20 protein-coding genes are annotated in these 20,633 nt (G+C 39.3%); 6 read left to right on the top strand and 14 right to left on the bottom strand.

Annotated features, from left to right (window positions below; all coding sequences use genetic code 11):
- The first annotated feature begins 1 nt into the window (after window position 1).
- A complete protein-coding gene (locus JWG41_RS14230) occupies window positions 2-925 on the top strand; it encodes a tetratricopeptide repeat protein (protein ID WP_205270588.1) in 924 nt (307 codons plus the stop codon).
- A gap of 36 nt (window positions 926-961) precedes the next feature.
- Here JWG41_RS14230 and folP read toward each other — a convergent pair whose 3' ends face one another.
- Window positions 962-1,777, bottom strand: coding sequence for a dihydropteroate synthase (gene folP / locus JWG41_RS14225; protein WP_205270587.1), 816 nt, complete (start codon window positions 1,775-1,777; stop codon window positions 962-964).
- A 94-nt stretch (window positions 1,778-1,871) separates the two neighbouring features.
- Here folP and JWG41_RS14220 point away from each other — a divergent pair, with 94 nt between their 5' ends.
- From JWG41_RS14220 to JWG41_RS14200, 5 genes are read left to right on the top strand one after another with little or no spacing between them, the layout of a single operon-like run.
- A complete protein-coding gene (locus JWG41_RS14220; RefSeq protein WP_205270586.1) occupies window positions 1,872-3,884 on the top strand; it encodes an OmpA family protein in 2,013 nt (670 codons plus the stop codon).
- Window positions 3,885-3,886: 2 nt separating this feature from the next.
- Entirely contained in the window at window positions 3,887-5,011 is a 1,125-nt protein-coding gene (locus tag JWG41_RS14215) for a DUF1577 domain-containing protein (RefSeq protein WP_205270585.1), read from the top strand.
- A 26-nt stretch (window positions 5,012-5,037) separates the two neighbouring features.
- Complete coding sequence (gene hisS, locus JWG41_RS14210) at window positions 5,038-6,351, top strand: histidine--tRNA ligase (protein WP_205270584.1); 1,314 nt, start codon at window positions 5,038-5,040, stop codon at window positions 6,349-6,351.
- Window positions 6,348-6,881: a phosphatase PAP2 family protein gene (locus JWG41_RS14205; protein WP_205270583.1), complete on the top strand. Its 534-nt coding sequence runs from the start codon at window positions 6,348-6,350 to the stop codon at window positions 6,879-6,881. Before hisS ends, JWG41_RS14205 begins: the two co-directional genes overlap by 4 nt.
- The gene (locus tag JWG41_RS14200; RefSeq protein WP_205270582.1) at window positions 6,878-7,783 is read left to right on the top strand and encodes a lysophospholipid acyltransferase family protein; all 906 of its coding nucleotides are present in this window, start codon (window positions 6,878-6,880) and stop codon (window positions 7,781-7,783) included. Before JWG41_RS14205 ends, JWG41_RS14200 begins: the two co-directional genes overlap by 4 nt.
- Before the next feature lie 60 nt (window positions 7,784-7,843).
- Here JWG41_RS14200 and JWG41_RS14195 read toward each other — a convergent pair whose 3' ends face one another.
- The 13 genes from JWG41_RS14195 to JWG41_RS14135 all read right to left on the bottom strand — a co-directional run bounded on the left by JWG41_RS14195 (window position 7,844) and on the right by JWG41_RS14135 (window position 20,633).
- On the bottom strand, window positions 7,844-8,971 hold the full coding sequence (locus tag JWG41_RS14195) for a Re/Si-specific NAD(P)(+) transhydrogenase subunit alpha (protein ID WP_205270581.1): 1,128 nt from the start codon (window positions 8,969-8,971) through the stop codon (window positions 7,844-7,846).
- Window position 8,972: 1 nt separating this feature from the next.
- Window positions 8,973-9,905: a UDP-glucuronic acid decarboxylase family protein gene (locus JWG41_RS14190; RefSeq protein ID WP_205270580.1), complete on the bottom strand. Its 933-nt coding sequence runs from the start codon at window positions 9,903-9,905 to the stop codon at window positions 8,973-8,975.
- 57 nt (window positions 9,906-9,962) lie between these two features.
- On the bottom strand, window positions 9,963-10,841 hold the full coding sequence (locus JWG41_RS14185) for a M50 family metallopeptidase (protein ID WP_205270655.1): 879 nt from the start codon (window positions 10,839-10,841) through the stop codon (window positions 9,963-9,965).
- Between the two features lie 18 nt (window positions 10,842-10,859).
- Window positions 10,860-13,229 (bottom strand): SpoIIE family protein phosphatase, encoded by a 2,370-nt coding sequence (locus JWG41_RS14180; RefSeq protein WP_205270579.1) that lies wholly within the window; start codon window positions 13,227-13,229, stop codon window positions 10,860-10,862.
- Window positions 13,226-14,494, bottom strand: a complete 1,269-nt coding sequence (locus tag JWG41_RS14175; protein ID WP_205270578.1) for a hypothetical protein — start codon at window positions 14,492-14,494, stop codon at window positions 13,226-13,228. The genes JWG41_RS14180 and JWG41_RS14175 overlap by 4 nt, the downstream gene beginning before the upstream one ends.
- Window positions 14,491-15,645, bottom strand: a complete 1,155-nt coding sequence (argJ, locus tag JWG41_RS14170; protein ID WP_205270577.1) for a bifunctional glutamate N-acetyltransferase/amino-acid acetyltransferase ArgJ — start codon at window positions 15,643-15,645, stop codon at window positions 14,491-14,493. Before argJ ends, JWG41_RS14175 begins: the two co-directional genes overlap by 4 nt.
- Window positions 15,646-15,696: 51 nt before the next feature.
- On the bottom strand, window positions 15,697-17,061 hold the full coding sequence (locus tag JWG41_RS14165) for a HAMP domain-containing sensor histidine kinase (RefSeq protein ID WP_205270576.1): 1,365 nt from the start codon (window positions 17,059-17,061) through the stop codon (window positions 15,697-15,699).
- Window positions 17,054-17,728, bottom strand: coding sequence for a response regulator (locus JWG41_RS14160; protein WP_205270575.1), 675 nt, complete (start codon window positions 17,726-17,728; stop codon window positions 17,054-17,056). The genes JWG41_RS14165 and JWG41_RS14160 overlap by 8 nt, the downstream gene beginning before the upstream one ends.
- Window positions 17,729-17,799: 71 nt before the next feature.
- Window positions 17,800-18,180, bottom strand: a complete 381-nt coding sequence (locus JWG41_RS14155; protein WP_205270574.1) for a hypothetical protein — start codon at window positions 18,178-18,180, stop codon at window positions 17,800-17,802.
- Between the two features lie 7 nt (window positions 18,181-18,187).
- Window positions 18,188-18,538 carry a hypothetical protein gene (locus tag JWG41_RS14150; protein WP_205270573.1) on the bottom strand — a complete coding sequence of 117 codons (351 nt, stop codon included), beginning with the start codon at window positions 18,536-18,538 and terminating at the stop codon, window positions 18,188-18,190.
- Window positions 18,522-19,004: an RNA polymerase sigma factor gene (locus JWG41_RS14145; protein WP_232374012.1), complete on the bottom strand. Its 483-nt coding sequence runs from the start codon at window positions 19,002-19,004 to the stop codon at window positions 18,522-18,524. The genes JWG41_RS14150 and JWG41_RS14145 overlap by 17 nt, the downstream gene beginning before the upstream one ends.
- 86 nt (window positions 19,005-19,090) lie before the next feature.
- Window positions 19,091-19,465, bottom strand: coding sequence for a hypothetical protein (locus JWG41_RS14140; protein ID WP_205270571.1), 375 nt, complete (start codon window positions 19,463-19,465; stop codon window positions 19,091-19,093).
- The gene (locus tag JWG41_RS14135) at window positions 19,446-20,633 is read right to left on the bottom strand and encodes a hypothetical protein (protein ID WP_205270570.1); all 1,188 of its coding nucleotides are present in this window, start codon (window positions 20,631-20,633) and stop codon (window positions 19,446-19,448) included. Before JWG41_RS14135 ends, JWG41_RS14140 begins: the two co-directional genes overlap by 20 nt.

The raw sequence follows: 20,633 nt of genomic DNA, 5'->3' as shown, positions 1-20,633 counted from the left end.
ATTGAAATTTCGTATTTTATACATCTTATACTTTTGTTCTATTTTAGTTTCCTTCGGATGTAGATATCCCATCGCAAAACAAGATGAATTGGAATCGGATACTTTGTTTTTGGAACTGGCAAATTCACAAGCAAGCGACTGCAATGCGGAAGGAATTCGATTGTCCAAGTCCATCCAATTGGACCAAGCGGAATCGGTTTGGGACAAGTGCATTCAAACCAACCCAAATGAAGTAGTTGTCCATTTGAACCGACTTCGGTTCTACTTTTTGTTGGATGAATTTGAACCCCTGAAACAAAAGGTTGCAAAGGAAGCTCCCTCACGTTCTTCCGTCACTTACACAACAATTTTAAAAGAACTGGAAATCCGTTTGCGAAACGAGGAAAAAGTCGTTTTGTTAGATGCCTTATCCAGGGTAAAGGGATGGGAATTATACGCATACGAAGAGTTAGCCAATTATTATATACAAACAGGTAACTTTGTTTATGCGGAAGGTTATTTGAATCAGATATTAGAAGTAGTTCCTTTCCATGAAAATGCACTGTATGGAATGGCAGACATCCAAGTACAAAAAGGGAACTGGTATAGTTTGTTAGATTACGCAAAGTCTTTGGAAGTTGCGGCCAAAAAGAATAAGGAATTTCATTTTTATTTTGTCAAAGCCAATTATGAATTAGGTCGTTACGAAGAAGCTATAAAGTGGGCAGAATCGGCTACTGCTGGCGAAAAGTCTCAAATCGGTTTTTTGGAAGTTTGGCGTGATACATTACTCGTTTTAAAAGATTTTCCTAAATGGGATGGGCTTTTGCCTTACTACCGTAAGGCGGTCGAAAAAGGATATGCGGTTCCTGAATCTTCCTTTTTTCCTACTTTGTCTAAAGAAGGAAGAGACATTCGGAAAGCTTCTCGTTCTGGGCGAAGTTAAAGAAAGACTTTTTCTTTCCTTTCGACTTCGTTTTTTTCATTCCATTTCCTGGCATAAATTCCAAATTTTTTCTGCTTGTCTCAGCTTAAGCACGTTATGCGTCCGAATGAAGGGGACTTTGTATCTTAATAAATGGAGTTCGCAGGCCAAAGTAGCAAATTCTCTATCTGGAATTGATAAATCACCGAGCACATTTCCAAGAAATGACTTTCTGGAAACTCCTACCATCAATTGTGGAAATTCTAATTTGAGGATTTCTAATTCTTGTAAAACCCGAAAGGATACCATCGGATTTTCGCTTAAGAAAAAACCCATACCAGGATCATAGTGAAGTGCCGATTCTGGTATGTCCATGGCAAGTAAGTCGGAGCGGCGGTCCCTGAAAAAAGCTTGGATCTTTCTGATTACTTTTTCTGGTGTAAGTTCCGATTTGTATTTCGCAATGTTTTTGTTATGCGAATGCATGATGATGAGTTTTAGTTCTGGGTGTTTTTGGATTGCTGGTTTTAAAAAACTACGATCTCCTTCATAAGTAAAACCAGTGATATCGTTGATACAACGTACCCCGGCCTCAATTCCTTTTTTCTGAACTGTTGGGCGAAAACTATCCAAACTGATGCGAATCCCTTTGGGGACAAAATGCCGAATCACGGGTTCGACGCGTTTCCATTCCTCTTCCTCAGAAACTAAAGCCGCGTTAATGTTAGAGGACTGGCCCGATACATCCAACCAATCAGCTCCCTCTTGTAAGAGTTTATTTCCTTGTTCAATCGCATCGTCTGGGTTAAGGAATTTTCCCCCGTCGCTAAATGAGTCTGTGGTAATGTTTAAGATTCCGAAGATTTCGGCCATGAATGAGAAGGATTATCGGTTCACCTCCCCCTAAAAGCCTTATTTTTCCCTTGGCAGAAAATTCCGATTGGCCGATACATAGGAGAGACGGCAGATGAAAAAATTCCTTATTTCCTTAATCATTTCGGCATTTCCACTCCTGGCGCAGCCTTTACCGAAAGTGAAGGATGTAAGGTTTTACCAGCCACTCAACACACAAAATGTGGAATACAATCCCATCATTTCCCCAACGGGTCGGTATTTGGTGTTCCAATCCAACCGTCCAGGTGGAGAAGGGGGGATGGATATTTGGATTTCGGAAAACTTAAGTTTTCCCGATCGAATGAAACTGCCGGTTTGGTCCCCTCCTAAGAACTTTCGGGAATTAAATACAACTAATTTTGAAGGAATGTTTTCCATCCTCTTTGATGAAGAGGAAAAACCGTACGAACTGTACTTTACATCGGTTCGTGACAAATCTCAAGCCGATCCCAAAAAGAATCGAGAAGGTTATGACGGACTCAATTTATATTATACAAAAATAAACCAAAGAACTGGCCTTTGGTCTGTTCCCATCCATATGAACGAAGTTAACTCCCACTTTGAAGATAAAATGCCTGCAGTTTCGCCTGATGGTTGTTCTATGGTATTTTCTTCGAACCGTCCGGGGGGACTGGGAGGTTTTGACCTTTGGATTTCCAAACGAGAACCCACAACCGGAACAAAGGAAGTTGTACCTGATAAACCCAAAATCACTTGTAAGGATGGGGTTTGGCAAAAACCGATTTCTATGGGGACAGTCATCAATACAAAAGATGATGAAATTAGTCCTACTTACCATTGGGATGGTTTACGGTTGTATTTTAGTTCCAATCGCGGAGATAAAAATCGTAAATTTAGTTTTTACTACAGTGAATATAATGAATCACAAAACAGTTTTGAACCTCCTATATTATTAGGATCTCCTTTTAATACCAAACAACAACTGTCAGGCGAATCTACCGGATTCCCTTTTGATACCCCAGCTGATTATTCCACTTATAGCCTTTGGGAAGAAAGTGATAACGAAGGGATCTCTGTTACCTTTGACGATTTGTGGTTTTATTTTTCTTCCAACCGTCCGGGTGGGGAAGGCCAATTTGATATCTACCGAACCATGGTTCCTGAAGACCTACGTCGGAGTTATGAATTTGTATTTCGAGGACTTGTGCTCGATGGATCAGAAGCCATCATGATTGGACTTGATTCGACTCTCAAAATTTATGATGAAACAAGACCCATCCAAGTGATCACTTCCAAACGAATTGGAGCCGACTTATCCATTGCCGATGCGGAGAATTTTCGCACCACCATCAAAACGGGCAAATTGTATCGAGTGGAAGTTTCCTCTCCAGGATTTCATCCCACAGAAGTCCTTTTGGATCTGAGGGGAAATGTGGGAAAGAATAAAGAACAATACTCTCAAATCATTTTACAACCGATCCGTCCGATTAAAGAAGAACGACCGGATAAAACCATCCAAGGCATTCGTTTCATAGTCAAGGATAGGAAAACAGACCTTGTCATTCCTAACGCCATTTGTTATTACTTTGATGATTTAACTCGCAAAGGAAAATCATTAGAAGCAAAGGATGCACGGTTTGATTTAGATAAATCTCCCACAATGGATTTTGAAATTTTGGTGAGAGCCAAAGGGTATAAAGAGGAAACTTTCCTCTTTTCCAAAGATAAAATTTCAGGAATGGAAGGAAAAGAAACAGTTCTTTATCTCAGAAATTTAAATGATTTTGACAATTTGTATAATACAATTATTTATTTCCCATTCAACGAACGGGTATTGAGTGATGAAGATAAGAAAAAGTTGGATCTTTTGGCCGACTTCCTCATCCAACACAAGAATGAAAAAGTTGAAATTGGTGGACATACTGATAATATAGGGAATAAGGAATACAACATTAGCCTTAGCGAGGATAGAGCTCTTTCTGTTTATCAATATATGCGAGTGAAAGGTGTTCCTAAGGAACGAATGAAGGTACAAGCTTACCATTATTCCCAACCGATTGCCGAGAATGAAACAGAAGAAGGACGATCTCGAAATAGACGTGTGAATTTCAAAAAAATAGACTAGTTATGATCAATCGTGTTAAAATTCATTTCGACCAAGAAAGAGATTACCTTCCCTTAGAGGCAGTACGCGCGTTACCTGAATTTTTCAAACAAATGATGGGTGGAAATGGATTGTTTCTCAAAGGATACGACACTTCGATTCGAGTGAAGTTCAAAGGGGAAAGACCGGATGGGGCGCATATTTGGGAATTAGAAACCATTCCCGAACTCATCGAAACTATTTTTTCTGTACAAGCAACTCCCGGTTTTCATGCCGAAGTCGATTATGAACTGATCAACCAAAAGGACAATCTCCTTCTTGGAAAAATTATAGATCGCAGACAAACGTATGCGACAAGACAAGATCCTAGAAATGAAAAAGTTCGTGGAAACGCAGTCGCTTCTAACTTTTTAGTGGCTAAAACAAATATTGATTTTTCTAAACTTACTGGCGTTAGTTCGCAAGTGATTCTTTCTGATATCCAACGAACCGTTCTAAAAAACTATCCGCAATCAAAAGTGGTTTTTCTTTCTGGATCCATTCACGGCGATGAAATTGAATTGATGAAGGAACATAAAAAACCAATTTTTGTATTAGATACAGAAACGTTTGAATCCTTTCCTTCTGAGGATGTTTTCGATCCTAAAAAAACTTTTGAAGATGAGTTTTTGTTGGATGATAAAATCCAAGAATATAAAAAGAAAAAAATTGGTTCTTATATTTATTACCCTCTATTCATTCAAATGAAAGACATGCATTTTTTTGCATATCTTTCGCTTGAAACAGAAAGGCCAGGGATTCCCGGTGAAGTTCTGGATTTGTTTAAAGAGGTTGAACGTACGTTTCAAGAAAGAATCATGGACTCAAATACCCATATTCTTGATATCAAACAAAACGTTCTGAACGTTTCCCGAGGTGGAGTCGCCTTGGAAGTTAACGATATGGAAATTATCAGAGCACTGAAAGTGAAACCTACATTTACATTGGATATCAATTTCAAATTGCAGGCACCGATCCGGATGGCAGTAGAACTTCGTCATTTGGAAGAGGTGAATGACTATTTTAGATTGGGTGGTAGGATCACAGGTGTCAGCGGAGATAAAAAAGCCAAAGAGATTTACCATAGTCTCATTGAATTTTTTGGCTAATCTGCGCAGGTTCCAGGGGCCATACATTGAAAGAACAAAAACTAACTACAGAAAACTATAAAGGCACTCGGGATTTTTATCCTGAAGATATGCGCCTTCGCAATTATCTATTTTCGGTGATGAAAGATGTCGCCAGGTCTTACGGATACGAAGAGTATGATGGCCCCATGGTGGAATCTTTGGATTTATACCGAGCTAAAACAGGGGAAGAAATTGTAGGCAAACAAATTTACAATTTCATCGATAAAGGAGACCGCGAAGTAGCGATTCGTCCGGAAATGACTCCGACCGTAGCAAGGATGGTGGCAAAAAAGTTACGCGATCTTCCAAGACCCATCCGTTGGTTTTCCATTCCCAACCTTTGGAGATATGAACAACCAGGTCTTGGGCGCCTTCGGGAACACTGGCAGTTGAATGTCGATATGTTTGGTGTGACAAGCCAGAGGGCTGAATTAGAAATTTTGTCTTTGGCTTGTGATATTCTTTTTGCCTTTGGTGCACCACGAAATAGTTTCAAAGTTACTATTTCCCATAGATCTCTTCTCGACGAATTTTTGTTAGATGGTTTGAAGGTGAGTCCGAACCAAGCCCATGAAGTTTCTAAAATTTTAGATAAAAAAAACAAAATCACGGAAGACGAATACATTGCCCTTGTTTCGAAAACCATCCCGAACGACCCAACGGCCGTTTCGAAGATCAATTTGTTTTTGGCTGCGACCACTGATACATTGAACCAAATTCCTGGGATCAAGGAAGAAACTTTAAAAGCCATCCAGACTTTGTTCGAGGATCTGAGAACCATAGGATTAAATGATATTGTTTATTTTGATCCTTCTGTGGTTCGTGGGTTTGATTATTATACAGGTTTTATTTTTGAAATTTTTGATACTTCACCGCAGAATAAACGTTCGTTATACGGTGGTGGAAGGTATGACAATTTAATTGGGCTTTTTTCCAATGAAGAACTTTCTGGAATCGGTTTTGGATTAGGAGATGTGACTCTTCAAAACTTTTTAACAGCCCATAATTTGTTACCGAATTTTTCCAGTGACTCCACAGTTTATATTCCACTTTTGGATGAGTCTTCTTTTTCTGAGAACCATAACTTTGCAAGAGAACTTCGAAAAGAAAAAATTGCCACTGAAGTTTCTTTAGTTTCTCAAAAGATGGGAAAACAACTTTCTTATGCGGAAAAAAAGGGATACCGATGGATTCTCCTTCGTGGGGAAGATGAAATCAAAGCAGGAACCGTAACTTTAAAAGACATGGCGACTCGCAACCAATGGACTTTTTCTTTTTCTGAAGCACTTCAAAAGATAAAAGAAGAGCTTTCTAAATGAATTTGATTTCTGCTATCGATTTAAAATTATCCATTTGGATTCAAAAAAATCTCCACCACCCAAAATTAAGTTGGGTTTTATCCCGAGTCAATCGGGGAGAGATGTTTGCTTTGGTTTTGTTACCACTTATGTTTTTAAGTGATCTATACAAACCGGTTTACTTTAGTTTGCCTTTTGTTTTGGTTTTCACTTATTTAACCGATCGATTGGTTTTGGTACTAAAGAAATACTTCGCAAGGAAACGTCCCCTTGTCAGTGTTATGGGAAAAGTAGATTCCAATCCCGATATGAAACACTCCTTTCCTTCGGCACATAGTGCCAATTCGATTGTTGTATCTACCATTTTGGTATTTGCATTTCACGAAACTCCCTATTTCTTTTTCTTCAGTTTGTTTGCGGGTGTGGGTAGGTTAATCACCTTACACCATTTTGTAAGTGATATTGTGGGAGGATGGATCATCGGTTTTGGGATTGGACTTGTTGCAGTTCTATTTCATTATTATCTTTGGCCTTATTGTTTAACACTATGAAACATATTGGATACTTTTTCTCATTTTTAATTGTTTATTTGTTCTATTTCCCTTTTAAAGTTCTTCCGTATAAATGGTGTTTGTCGTATGGAATTTTTTTAACCAAACTTCTTTACCCGCTGGATAAAAAACACCAAAAGGTAGCGGCCGATAACATTCGTTTTGCCTTCCCAAACTATTCAGAAGAACAAATTCAAAACTTAGTAAAGGCTCATTACAGACATTTGGGTATCTTACTGGCTCATACTCTTTGGGCTCCGCGTATGACAAAAAAATGGTTGGATGAAAATTTGATCATCGATGCGGAGAGTTTACAAATTGAAGAAGAAACTAAGAAACAAGGAGTCGGAGTGATTTTAATTTCCGGTCACTTTGGTACTTGGGAAATTTTAGTTCAATTTTTAGGAATTCGAATGAAGGGCGGTGGGATTTATAAAAAGGTAAGAAATCCTTTTGTAGACCGACTTTTACGCAATATGCGTTCTAAAAATGGTGTGGTTCTTGTCCCTGTACAAGAGTCTACACAAGTCATCAAACTTCTCAAACAAGGGTATTGGATTGGTTTTGGTGCTGACCAAAATGCTGGAAAAGCCGGGATTTTTGTTCCCTTTATGAATAGGCAAGCTTCAACCTTTGTGGGTCCGGCCCTTATGGCTTATTTAACAGGAGCCAAGATGTTATACTATTCCGTGTTAGCTGGTGCGGAAGGTAAGGTGATTGTTCGAGTTAAGGATTTGGGTTTTGTGGATAAAAAACTTTATCCATCAAAAGATGATGTGATCAGGCATTATACAGAACTTTGGACAAAAACTTTGGAAGAAGAAGTGAAGTTGTTTCCGGAGCAGTACTTTTGGGTGCACCGTCGTTGGAGAACCCAACCGCAAGTCACCGGAAACAATTAATAATCGAAAGAGAAAGATTAGAAATTTAAAATTCTAATCTTTCCTCTACAACTCTCGGAGTTATTCTCCGAGAAGTGCTAACGTAGGTTTGTGACGAACCGCTCCATTTTCTGCAATCATACATGCATTGATGATTTCATCTTCTAAGTTGATGCTGAATTGTTTTTCTTTATTCACAAAAAGTTTTAGGAAGTTTACAATATTCTTTGCATACATCTTACTTGCATCCATTGGTTGCGTACTTTGTAGGTTGGAATTTCCAATCACTGTAATCCCTTTATAAACAATAGTTTTGTCATTTTCAGTCACTTCACAGTTACCACCATTGACAGCGGCTAAGTCAACAATCACGGATCCTTGTCTCATGGAATCTACCATTTCTTTGGTAATGAGTACAGGAGCTTTTCTTCCTGGAATGAGGGCTGTGGTGATGATGATATCTGCTTTTTCCGCAAATTTGGCAATGGCTTCTTTTTGGCGACGTTGGTAGTCCTCTGTTTGTTCTACCGCATAACCACCTGTCTTCGATGCATCCGCTGCACCTTCCACTTCTACAAATTTGGCACCAAGAGACATACACTGCTCTTTCACTTCTGGTCTTGTGTCAAATACGTCGACTACTGCACCTAACCGGCGAGAAGTTGCAATGGCTTGTAAACCAGCAACACCAGCACCAAGGATGAGTACTCTTGCCGGTGTGATGGTTCCCGCTGCTGTAGTTAACATTGGGAAAAAACGACTGTAGTTGGAAGCCGCAAGTAAAACTGCTTTGTATCCAGAAACAGTTGCTTGGCTACTCAGAACGTCCATCGATTGTGCACGAGTGATTCGTGGGATGGTGTCCATAGAGAAAATTTTAAAGGAAGCATTTGCGATCTCTTTTACTTTCTTTGGGAAAGCAAGGGGAGAGAGAGTAGCAATGTAGATTTTGTCTTTTCCAATCTTTTTTGCACTTGCCTCATCCAATGTATGGATGGATACAACGATGTCTGATCCAGAAAGAATCGCATCTCTTGATTCCACTGTAGCACCAACATCTTTATAATCTTTGTCGGAGAAATATGCATTGTCCCCAGCTGTTGTTTCTACTGATACAGTGAAACCTAACTTTTTCAAAGGTTCGACAACATCCGGAGTGATTGCCACTCGGTTTTCATAAGATGGTTCTTTGATTACGCCTATTTTCATTTTATACTCTTTTGCTAAAATATTCGATGGTTTTTTTTACGCCTTCCACGAGCGGGACGGTCGTTGAATAATTCAATTTTTCTTTCGCCAAACTTAGGTTTGGTTTTCTTCTGGTTGGGTCATCTTGAGGAAGTGGAAGGTAAATGATTTTAGATTTACTTCCCGTTTCTTTGATTACGAGTTCAGCCAATTCCTTCACAGTAAATTCGCCTTCGTTACCTAAGTTGACAGGTCCAATGAAATTGTCTGTGTTCATCATTGTGATAATTCCACGGACTAAATCATCGACATAACAAAAGGAACGAGTTTGACTTCCATCGCCGTAAATGGTAATGTTTTCGCCACGTAACGCTTGTACGATGAAGTTACTCACCACACGACCGTCGTCTGGTATCATTCTTGGGCCGTAAGTATTAAAAATACGGATCACACGAATGTCTACTGCATGTTGGCGGTGGTAGTCAAAACATAGAGTTTCGGCCACACGTTTTCCTTCATCATAACAACTGCGAATTCCAATGGTATTCACATTTCCCCAATACGATTCTGTCTGAGGGTGTTCGAGTGGGTTTCCATAGACTTCGGAAGTACTGGCTTGGAGGATTCTTGCCTTCACTCGTTTGGCGAGCCCAAGCATATTCGTCATACCCAAAACATTGGTTTTGATGGTTTTAATGGGATTACTTTGGTAATGAACGGGAGAGGCAGGACAAGCCATATTGTAGATCTCGTCTACTTCCAATTTGATCGGATCCGTTATGTCATGTCGGATCAGTTCAAAATTTGGATTGGGGAGAAGGTGAGTTAGGTTTTCCTTTCGTCCGGTATGGAAATTATCCAATACGATGATTTGGTTCCCAGCGTTCAGAAGAGTTTCTGCAAGATGGGATCCGATGAATCCGGCTCCACCTGTGATAAGGATTCTTTTTGCCATTGAGATTCTATATTTATGAAGTCGGTGTCCTACGCAAATGAAAATTTGCGTGAAGGTTTAGGGACTGTTGTCTTTGGGAGGGCTGTCTAGGAACAAATTCGGGGGCAAAACGATCCCACTTTCCGGGTCGACCCCACGTTTTTCCAACCAAAGTTTTGCTTCGGGAGAAAGGTCACCGGGGAACCGTTCGAAACTTTCTTCCATCTCAGGAAAATCATGGGTTTCTTCGTGGCTGAGCGAACTGCGCAGCGACATAAAAATGATCCCGATACTCAGGAGGGACCAAAGGGTTGCGATCATATATCCGAGCACCACAACCACGGTGGGAACTTCCTGATTCTGTAGGTCTTCGGGGCCGAGCCCCGCCATCCAAAAGGCGAGGATTCCGGCATCGGTTTCTGTGAGTCTTTCGGCAAAATCAGAGAGGTCATACAAAGAATAGAGGGAGATACTAGTGCCTAAAAAAACTAGAGAAAGGATTGATATAGTTTCGCCTAACATTCCTGTGACGAGAATTCCTACACCCCAAAAGATACCGGTAAAATAAGCAAGATCACCCAGTTTAGAATACAATACGCTGACAGAGATGAGAAACAAACCAAACAAAATCATTGTTTGGCGAGCATGCCGTCCTTGGAAACCTAAACGAAGTAAAAAAGCACCGACGAGAGAGGAACCAATGTATCCTGCGGATACCACAAGGATAAAGGAACCACGAAAGGAAGCAGGAACAGCAATGGTTTCCCCACCTTCATTTCCGTGAAGGGCAATTCCTTTCACAACCCCACCACTAAAGAGGGCAGCAGTGGCATGGCAAATTTCATGGATGAGTACAACAAATTCTTTGAGGTAAGATGTGAATTGGTGGTCCCAAAACGCAACTAGGCTCAGAATCAAAGATAGAAAAATGACAAACTTTACTGGTTTTTCTGCCATCATCGATTTAAATATCGGCTAGTTCGGCGTAAAAGAAAGACCAATAAATGTAATATCATCCGATTGTTCCCGGTTCCCACGAAAATTTGTCATCTTGGCTTCTAGAATCGGAGGGATTTCTTTGACCGTTTTTTCCGCGTGGAAGTGTAAAAATTCGATGAGTGTTTCTTCCCCAAAAATTTCATCTCGTTCACTGAAGGCTTCTGTGATTCCATCCGAGTAGAGGAAGAGTTTGGTTCCTGGAAGTAATTTTAATTCTTGGGCATGGTAATCTGTTTCTAAAATTCCAAGAACCCGTTGTGTTTTGGAATGCAGTTTGATTTGTCCATCAGCTCGCATCTCAATCAAAGAGAGATGGCCTGCATTCACATACTTAAAGATATTTTCATTGGAATCAAAAATTCCGCCAAGAAGAGTCATAAACTCGTTTCCTTTATAACGTGCGCGGAAAAACGAATTGATCTCACGAAACAAACCTTCTAGAGAAGTTCCATTCCTAAGTTGTTCTCTGACAATTCCTTTGATGGCACTGACTAAAAATCCAGTTCCGAGTCCATGTCCTGCAACATCGCCTAACAGAACGATCATCTTTGTTTGAGAGATAGGAATGATGTCTAAATAGTCTCCGGAAATTCCAACGGCAGGTTTTGATATATAACCATAATCAATTCCCTTGATTTCACTTGGCAAAATCAAACGTAAGGTATTGTCTACAATGGATGCGGTTTGGATGTCTCTGACAATTTTACGTTTTTGAATTTCATCTTCCAATAAACTATAGTTTTCCAGTAACATACCTGAAATTTTCACAACTTCGTTGATGAATTTTAATTCGCCAATGGAGAAATATTTTTTATCTAATTTCTCACCGATGAGGATCATTGCCTGAATGTTTTTTTTGTTCGAAGAAGAATCATAAGCAGGAAATGCTAACTGGATATGTAATCCCTTTAAAAAATTATACAAAGTTTCACGGAGTCCAATTCCGTATTCGAGATGTGAGGTGACAGTGACCCGGTCTGTGCTTGTGAAATAATTCCAAATTTCTGACTGCGGTGAGATCCGAACAAAGTCAATGTTTTTTAGATCGGTACTCGCAAACTGATCTCCAGGAATTAAGATGATGATATTGGAAATATTCACCGTATCTTTGACTGTGCGGTTGATGGTGAGGATGGTTTTACGCATCGAAAGCGGTGAAGATAAAAGGGCTGTGATTTTGTTGATCCCTTCACTTAACTTTGGATTTTGTTCAAAGAACCAATAGTCAAATAGCTCTTTCACTCGTAGTTTGAGTGGAATGAGATAAGCGGTGACGAGAAAAAGATAAATTAAATTGAACACCCAACGGTCTTTCAAATAACGAATGGGTAGAATGAAATCTAAAACAAAAATGGTACCAATATAGGTTCCCAAAATAATCAAAACTAAAATCAAGGTGACGATACTCGGTGTAAAAATCACCAAAGAGGGAACAAAGGTATACCGGTAGGTTCCATAAAAGAAAGATAAAATAAATAAAAGATAGGTTACTATAAAAAGTGATCGGTGGACAAATAACCAAGGGTATCCATCAAAAAAGAGGATACTAATGGGAAGCGCTACATAAAGGAAAATGGAAAACACCAAAACCATTCTTTTGAGAAGTGCTTCCTCTTGTGGTTTGGAACGAACGATTTCATAAATATTAGCAATGATATTGATGGAACCAAATAGAACGGTGATTGCATGAGCAACCAACACGACTCGTTCGATAAGGATCATATCATACTTTTCTTGTGAGGCAATCATCGCCATGATAAAAGAAATCAATACTTGAGGTAATAACCACTTGGAGTTGATCTCTTTTCCACGAAGGCGGTAGATGAGATGGTATTGTAAAAAACTTCCTAAATAAAGTGTTAGGATAAAAAGGAAAACTGAATTTTTGAAAGTTAAGACAAAAACATTTGAAAGGATGATGAGTCCAAAGTTAAGAAAAAAACCAAAGATCAAAGCATCTCTTGTGGAATAATAAAAATAGACTGCGATTGCAAGACTAAAAAAAGCTAAAAATAAATCAGAGAAAAATACTCCCAAAACATCGGTTTTGCGAATGGTGGTGAGTTTGAAATCTTTTTCATAAATATCACCTTTTGTATCTTTAATATGCAATCGAACGGAATCAATACCTGAAAAATCAGAAATGGATTCAAATGTTTCTAAATCTTCCCTTACGACTGAGTTTCCCCAATGCGCTCTGTTTTCTTCTCCGATATTGACAATCAAGCCTGACGGATAGTGGAAGAAGGGAAGTCTTTTGGTATTGTTTTGAAATCCAATAAAGGCAAATAGCAGGATTAAAAAAAACAAAAGAGAGGATAGAATGGTGATGGCAAGTTCTCTCATTTGATTTCTGGCTCTTCAAAACTAAATTTAAGAACAGGTTCGCCTCGTTGTTGGATGATGATCGGACCTTTGTCCATATTGATCATATTTTTCCATCCCATACTCGCAACGACTTCTTCAGAATTCCTTGTGATCCGGAATTGTTTGCCTTCTTGCACAATATAAAGTTCTGAATATCCAATTTTTCCAATGATCAGTTCGTAGTTTTCTTTCCAGTCTAACTTCTGAAAGGTGGATTGAATTAAGGCTTTGATATCAGAAAAACCTTTTAGAATACGAAGTTTCGATTGGGAATACACAACTCCCAAAATATAAGAAAGTATGATCCCAATATGTTGGTAAGATTTTCCTGTATTCAAAATTACAAAAAACCAACTACCATCTTCTACTTGAAAGAACTCGATTAAATTTCTGTTGGTACGTTTGAATGCGATGATTTCCCAACCCATGAGTTGGGGAATGGTTCCTGTTTCCAAAAGATTTTGTACGCGTACAGCATACTCTGCTTCCTTTTGGTATTTTTTATTTTCCGAAATATGATAGGAAAGGATGTGATTGTGAATGGTTAAAGCCGACTGACCAGCGAGTAGTGACAAACTATGTGTAGCATCTGTATTCGGAATGTTGGATACCGCAATAAAACCAAATAGTTTTTCCCTGAAAATAAAAGGATAAATATAATTAGCATGGAGTTCCATAAAGTCATTGTTAATGTTTTCATGGGAATAAGTTTCTGCAACGGAGGCACCATGCCTTTTGCTAAGCAAAAAAGATTGGAAACTTGTTTTTACAATAATGTCTTTTGTGGGACTTAGTTTTTTTTGGCGTCCTCGGAAGTAGGAGTGAAAGGCAAAGGTCCCATTCTGAGTGAGTACGGCCATGGTTCCTGAATGGCTTCCCGTGATTTTTACCATATCTGGAAAAACGTTTTTAATCAATGCATCAAAGTTAAATCGTTTGATGGCTTGTCTGTAAGATTCCGCATCTTCTGTAAGGTATTCTGAAAGAAACCGAGTCCGAATGTAACGGGTGAGCCTTTCGATGATAGGTAAATATAAAATCAGTGCAAAGGCACTGGTGAGAAGTAAAGCCAGTTCCAAACGATAAGACATCTGTTCTGGAATTTGAGATAGAATCAGGAAATAAGAAAGATAAACGAATAAAATAAATAAAGTACGCGTAAGGGTATTCGTCACCGAAAGTTTTAACTGATAACTTGAAGGTAAAAAATATTTAAGCGAACTTTTGAATTTATTGGAATTCATGTCGTGTAGTAAGCGTTTTCCTGAATGTATCCTTCTGTAAAATCACAACTCCAAAACGTTTTTTGAAAAGATCCTGTATTTAAAATGACCGATATATGAATTTCTTCATTGGATTTTAGATATTCGGCTAACTTTGTTTTGGTGCCATTGTCGGCCCCTTTGACGGCGATTCCACCCAGTTGGATTTCTAAAGAATCATAAGGAATGGGTTCATCGAATACCTTTCCGATCGCCATCACAAACCTTCCCCAATTGGGATCTCCACCATAAATGGCAGTTTTGACCAGCGGAGAATTGAGAATGGACTTTCCAATTTTTGTCACTTGTAGATCGTCGCGTCCATTGGAAACCGTGAGTTCGATGAGTTTGGATGCACCTTCTCCGTCGCGAGCAATTAACTTAGAAAGGTCGGTGGCAATTTCTTTTATATGGGATTCAAAAACTTCATCGGGAATGGTTCCGAGAACTCCAGAACACATTAAAACCACGGTATCACTTGTGGATGTATCGGAGTCGATGGTAACACAGTTGTAAGTGACATCCACAACTCGTTTCAGAATTCCTTGTAGGTCACCCGATTCCGGAATGTAATCACAAAGTATATAAGACAACATGGTCGCCATATTTGGCTCAATCATTCCGGCGCCTTTCGCAATCCCAAACATCACACCTTCACTAGTTTGGTTTGTCATAGTGCGATAGGAAATTTTTTTACGGGTGTCGGTAGTCATAATGGCTTCTGCCACTTCTTCTAAATTTCCGGGTTTTAAATCTGCCTTTGCCGTAGAACAAGCGTTAAGGATTTTTTCTATGGGAAGGGGAACTCCAATCACTCCTGTAGAGGAGGGGAGGATGTCTCTGGCAGGAATTCCTAACGATTTTCCAAGTTCCGTACAGATCGCGTAGGAATTTTGGATTCCTTGTTCCCCTGTAGCGACATTCGAGTTTTTAGAATTGATGACAATGGCTTGGAGGTATCCATCTTTGATATGGTCACGGCCCACATAAATAGGAGCCCCAGGAAAATTGTTACGAGTGAATACGGCTGCCGCCTTACATCGATTTTCTGAATAAATGACTGCAAAATCTAAACTTGTGTCTTTGATTCCTATGTTTTTGCCGAAGGAATAAAATCCCAAAGGAAACTTCATAAATACCTACCGGATACCAATATTCTATCCGGTGACTTCCCTTACGAGAATCTATTTTTTAGGAAATTCAAAGGTAAAAATGGAACCGCCATGGGGGTTTTGAGAGACAGAAACTTCCCCAGAATGCAGTCTAGCGATGTGTTTCACAATGGAGAGGCCAAGACCCGTGCCACCTTCTTTCCGGGAACGGTTGGTATCTACGCGGAAAAACCTTTCGAAGATTCGTTCGGCATCTTCTGCGGAAATTCCAATTCCATGGTCGACGACTTGGATTTGGTTTTTGTCCGTTGTAGAAGAAGTCCTTACAATCACGCTGGAACCTTCGGGACTATAAGCAGAAGCATTAGAAATTAAATTTACGAGTAAATCTTCGAGAAGCAAACGGTCGGCTTTGACTCGGAAATCTGAAGGGATATCCAAAACCAAACTTTGTTTTTTCTGAGAGTAGATCACGCCCAAAGATTCGGATACATTCCTTACTAGATCAAATAGAGAAAATTCGGTTAAATTCAAAACAGTTTTGTGGTTTTCCAAACGAGAGACAGTAAGCATGTCTTCGACAATCCGAATCAGTCTTTCTGTATTTCTAAGAATGGCATCTAAAAATTTTCGTTCATTCGAATCTTGGGGAAGTTTTAGTTTGTATTCCAAAGTTTCTGCATACCCTTTAATCGATGTTATGGGAGTTTTTAATTCGTGAGAAGCATTTTGAAAAAACTGTTCTCGGATGAGTTGGTTTTGTCTGTCTTCAGTGATGTCTGACAAAACTCCAATATACAATTGAATGATGGAGTCCGATTTAATCGGATAAATACGAGCTGTGTAAAAATGAATTCCATCTTGGAACTCTGTTTTCCCTTCCACTCCATGATGGATTTTTTCTTTAATGAAAGTGAGAAGTTCTTTGTTTTTGATCGAAGGGATATAGTCTTTAAATTGCGAATTTTTTACAATTAAGGTATCTGAAATATTACGATTCAAAAATAGAAATTTTTCATTTCTATCAATCGCAAAAACCCCTTCTTTTAGATTCTGTAATAGGTAGTTGAATTTTTCTTTTTCGACTGTCAGATCTAAAAACTGGACTTTGAGTCGTTTTGCCATTTCATTGATTGATAGAGCAAGAGTTGCCAACTCGCGAATGTCAGGCGAAGAAAGTTCAACTCCAAAGTCACCTGCATTGATTTCTTTTGTTTTTTTCTCAACCGTGGCCAGCGGATCTGTGATTCGCATCGCAATGTTTGTAGAAATATAAAAGGTTCCAAAGATAGAAATTAAAACAAATCCAAATAGGATGAGAGGGCGTACAGCAGGTACAACTAGATCGTAAATAAAAAATACACCCAATGCTAGGGTCAGTAAAACAAGCAAAAGACCCCAGTTGAGTAACAGTAATGTGGAAAAAAAACTACGCATCTCGGAATCGGTAACCGACCCCGCGTATGGTTTCTAATCTTTCTTTTTCGGAAAGTAGTTTATCACGAAGGCGTTTGATGTTTACGTCTACAGTTCGATCTGTTACAAATACATCCTTTCCCCAAATTCGATCGAGTAATTTGTCACGAGAAAAAGCAACACCTGGATTTCCGGCAAATAGTTGTAAAAGTTTGAACTCAATCAGAGTGAGATCAATTTCTGTTCCTTCTACAAAAACTTTATGTGCTGTTGGATTGATTTGGATTTTACCTGTGGAAATGGTTCCTTGCACTTCCTGGCCTGGGTCAGTGCTTCTTCGTGTAACGGTTCTTACGCGAGCAACAAGTTCTCGAATGTTAAATGGTTTACGAATGTAATCGTCAGCGCCTAATTCAAGGCCAAGCACCACATCGGTTTCCCCTGTTTTTGCTGTTACCATCAAAATAGGAATGTGTGGGTATTTTTCTTTAATGCGTTTGCAAAGGTCCATCCCACCAATTCCCGGCAACATCAAATCTAAAATGATTCCGTCCGGGAGGTGTTTTTCTAAACGGGGGAGAACTTCCATCCCATTGTGACATACTTCGGTCTGAAATCCTTCTTCCTCTAAATGGAATTGGATGAGTCCTGCAATGTCTTCTTCGTCATCTACAATTAGTATTTTCATGAATTATTCCAAAAGTAACAGGGATTCATTACAAAGAGAATACAAAATGATGACAATGAAACGATATCTATCTATTTCCCGAGCATTTGGTTGATGTCTCGGATGGCTTGTCTTTGGCGGAGTAACAAAAATCCTAGGAATCCGAAAAACAAAAAGAAGGCCAGTACATAAACCCAGAGTAGGGAACGTAGGCGTGCCTGTTCTTTTTCAATGGCTTGGATTTCTTCCAAGTGGGAGATGAGGAAATAAAAATGATCTGCTTTGGGGTAGGATTTTTTGATTTCTGTTCGGAGTTCCGAAACGAGAATTTTGGAATCTTCTTTGGAAAGAGACTCCACAAGAGGGAGGGCACGATCCAAATCCATTTTCAAAAACTCCTCACCAGACGGCAATGCCTCGGCGGAGAGAGAAACGGCAAAACAAAAAAGTGGGAGAACCAATAGACCTTTCACGAATATTCTAAACCTCTTCAAATCCAAGTTTCTCTTTCCATTCATTCAGAAAAGGAATTCTTGTGTTGAGGAGTAAAAAGCCAAGCACTAGGGAATAAAAACAGAAGAACAAACTGGAACTAATCAAAATCGGCAAAAGTAATCCCGCATTCTCGTCATGAGAAGCAGATAGGAACATGGTAGCGATAGGGATCATAAATAACAAAATAGAAAGACCCACGGAAGAAAATAAAAACTTCAAAGGTAAAATTTGTCCTAACACTCGTAAACGAATGACAGCGGGTGCTTCCGAATGTTTTAAAAATGGATCTGGATTGCGAAATAGATTTGCAGACTGAGAATCAACCTTCGATTTCATGTGACCACCATTTCCTTAAAAGATCTTTCCCTCTTGCGATATGGCTTTTGATCGTATTTAGTTTTATATTTAGATCAGTTGCAATTTCTTTGAGAGGTTTGTTTTCAAAGTAATGTAATAGGATCGGCATTTGGTATGATTTTGGTAATTTCGAAATCAAGGAGCGTAGGTTGTGGCTTGTTTCTTCTTTATCTAAAACTTCTGCAACTGAAGGATTGGAATGGTCAACCACAGAAGAGATATCTTCTTTCCAATCAGCAATAGGTAGTTTTTTCTTTTTGAAAACTTTTGTTAGGCGAAATCTTGCAATTTGAAACAACCAAGTGGAAAACTGAGACTCTCCGCGAAATTGGCTGAGTGATTCATAGGCTTTTAAAAAAACTTCTTGGGTAAAATCTTCTGCTTCTTCGTTTGTTAGGAAGGCTTTCTTTGCTTGGGAAAAAACCATACCTTGGTATCGTTTCATCAGCAATTCGAATTGGGACACGTCACCCCGCAAGACCGATTGGATCGAATTCCAATCTTCCTCATTGCACACACGTTTTGTCGACTCTAGCGACTCATTTTGTAAAAGGTCAAGAGACCGAGTCCAATTGCGAATGGGATTAACCCTCCTAACATCGCCATAGAACGACCTAAGACGAGTATAAATACAAACGATAAGGCAAAACCAGTGAATGTCAACAAAAGACCTAGGAAAAAGGAATACAATCTGATGTCAAAACTCCAGGGTTTGTATTGGCCAGATTGGATCAGTGCCATCTTTTGTTTATGCCACCACTGAAACAAAAAAAACAAAAGTGTGGTGCCAAAGATGATACCGATGTTCGGCACTAAATAAAGAACCAAACGGTAAGGGTCAGACCCTCCCGTCTTTTGAATTTCTGTTAATAAGGTTACAATTGTTTCATATTGTTCCAGAGTCATACACAGCTTTTCCAATTAAATTTGATGCGTAAGAACTAAGATAAGACATTCCTTCTGGTTTGTCACATTGGAAAATTTGTAATCCGATATTTACGCTGTCGGATTCTCCTTTTTTCATACTTCTGAGACTTCCATAAAAAGTATAAGGAGAAGAGTTGATTACCATTTGGAAAGAGACTGGGGAACCTAAGGCCTTAGTTTCAATGTTCGAACCTGCCGGGAATGTCATACCAATTCCACGACCATCTTGGCTGATGTCTCTAACGGGTGTTGTGCGAATGACGGTTTCCCAATCTTTTGCATAAGCAAATTCCAATTGGAATACAAATTCCTCAGCCTTTTGTTCTAAGAAGGTGAGGAGAGGCCCAATCCCTTCTGGCCCTTCAATATCCGATTGTAAAATAGGATTTCCGAGATCCGGCAAATTGCTGATGATTTCAAAGTAACCAAGTAAAACTTTTCCATTCGAGAAAAAGGGAAATATCAAAGTAGATTTGGCATTGTTTAAGAGGAGAGAATCCAAATAGGAACGAACATAGATTTCACTGAGTTTTTTGGTGCTAAAAAATCCCCTGTCAGTATAAAAAATTCTACGATTCGCATCACGAACGTAATACGGTGCTTTTGAAGTAGCCAGAGCTTCCATCAGTTGAGTGTCCGCAGCATAATAAAATCCAATTTGTACTTTTTTGATGAAGTAACCGTAGTTGGTCAGTGTTTGTTCCAAGTGGACTTGCCATTGGTTCAAACTTTGATTGATGATGGAAGTTTTTCCATAGATAGAGATGACTGTTCCTAAGTCAGCGGTCTGGGCCATTTTGAATTCGTAAGCAGAGATGTCTTCGATGTTGGCTCGTTTGGCGGAACGTTCCAATGGTTCAATGAGGATTTCATATACTTGGAGTAAATCATCTTGGTAGGGATTGACTGGTTTGACTCGGAGTTCGACTCTGTTTTCTTTCAGAACACAAACGAGAGACTTTGGTTTGGAAAGGAGGGGCTCCGTCGCGGCAATGGTAAAATGAACCGACTTCATGATATCGTTTACGGCAACTGGGTTCTGGAGAGTGAATTTCTGTTTGGAATCTCTCTCTTGGAGGACAGTGGTGGTCAGTTTGGAAACGATCCCTAAAAGTGTCCTTTGGTCAGTCAGTCTGTATTTTTTCAT

This window comes from Leptospira chreensis, assembly GCF_016919165.1.
GTDB lineage: Bacteria > Spirochaetota > Leptospiria > Leptospirales > Leptospiraceae > Leptospira_A > Leptospira_A chreensis.
This window is presented reverse-complemented; position numbering and strand designations above follow the sequence as displayed.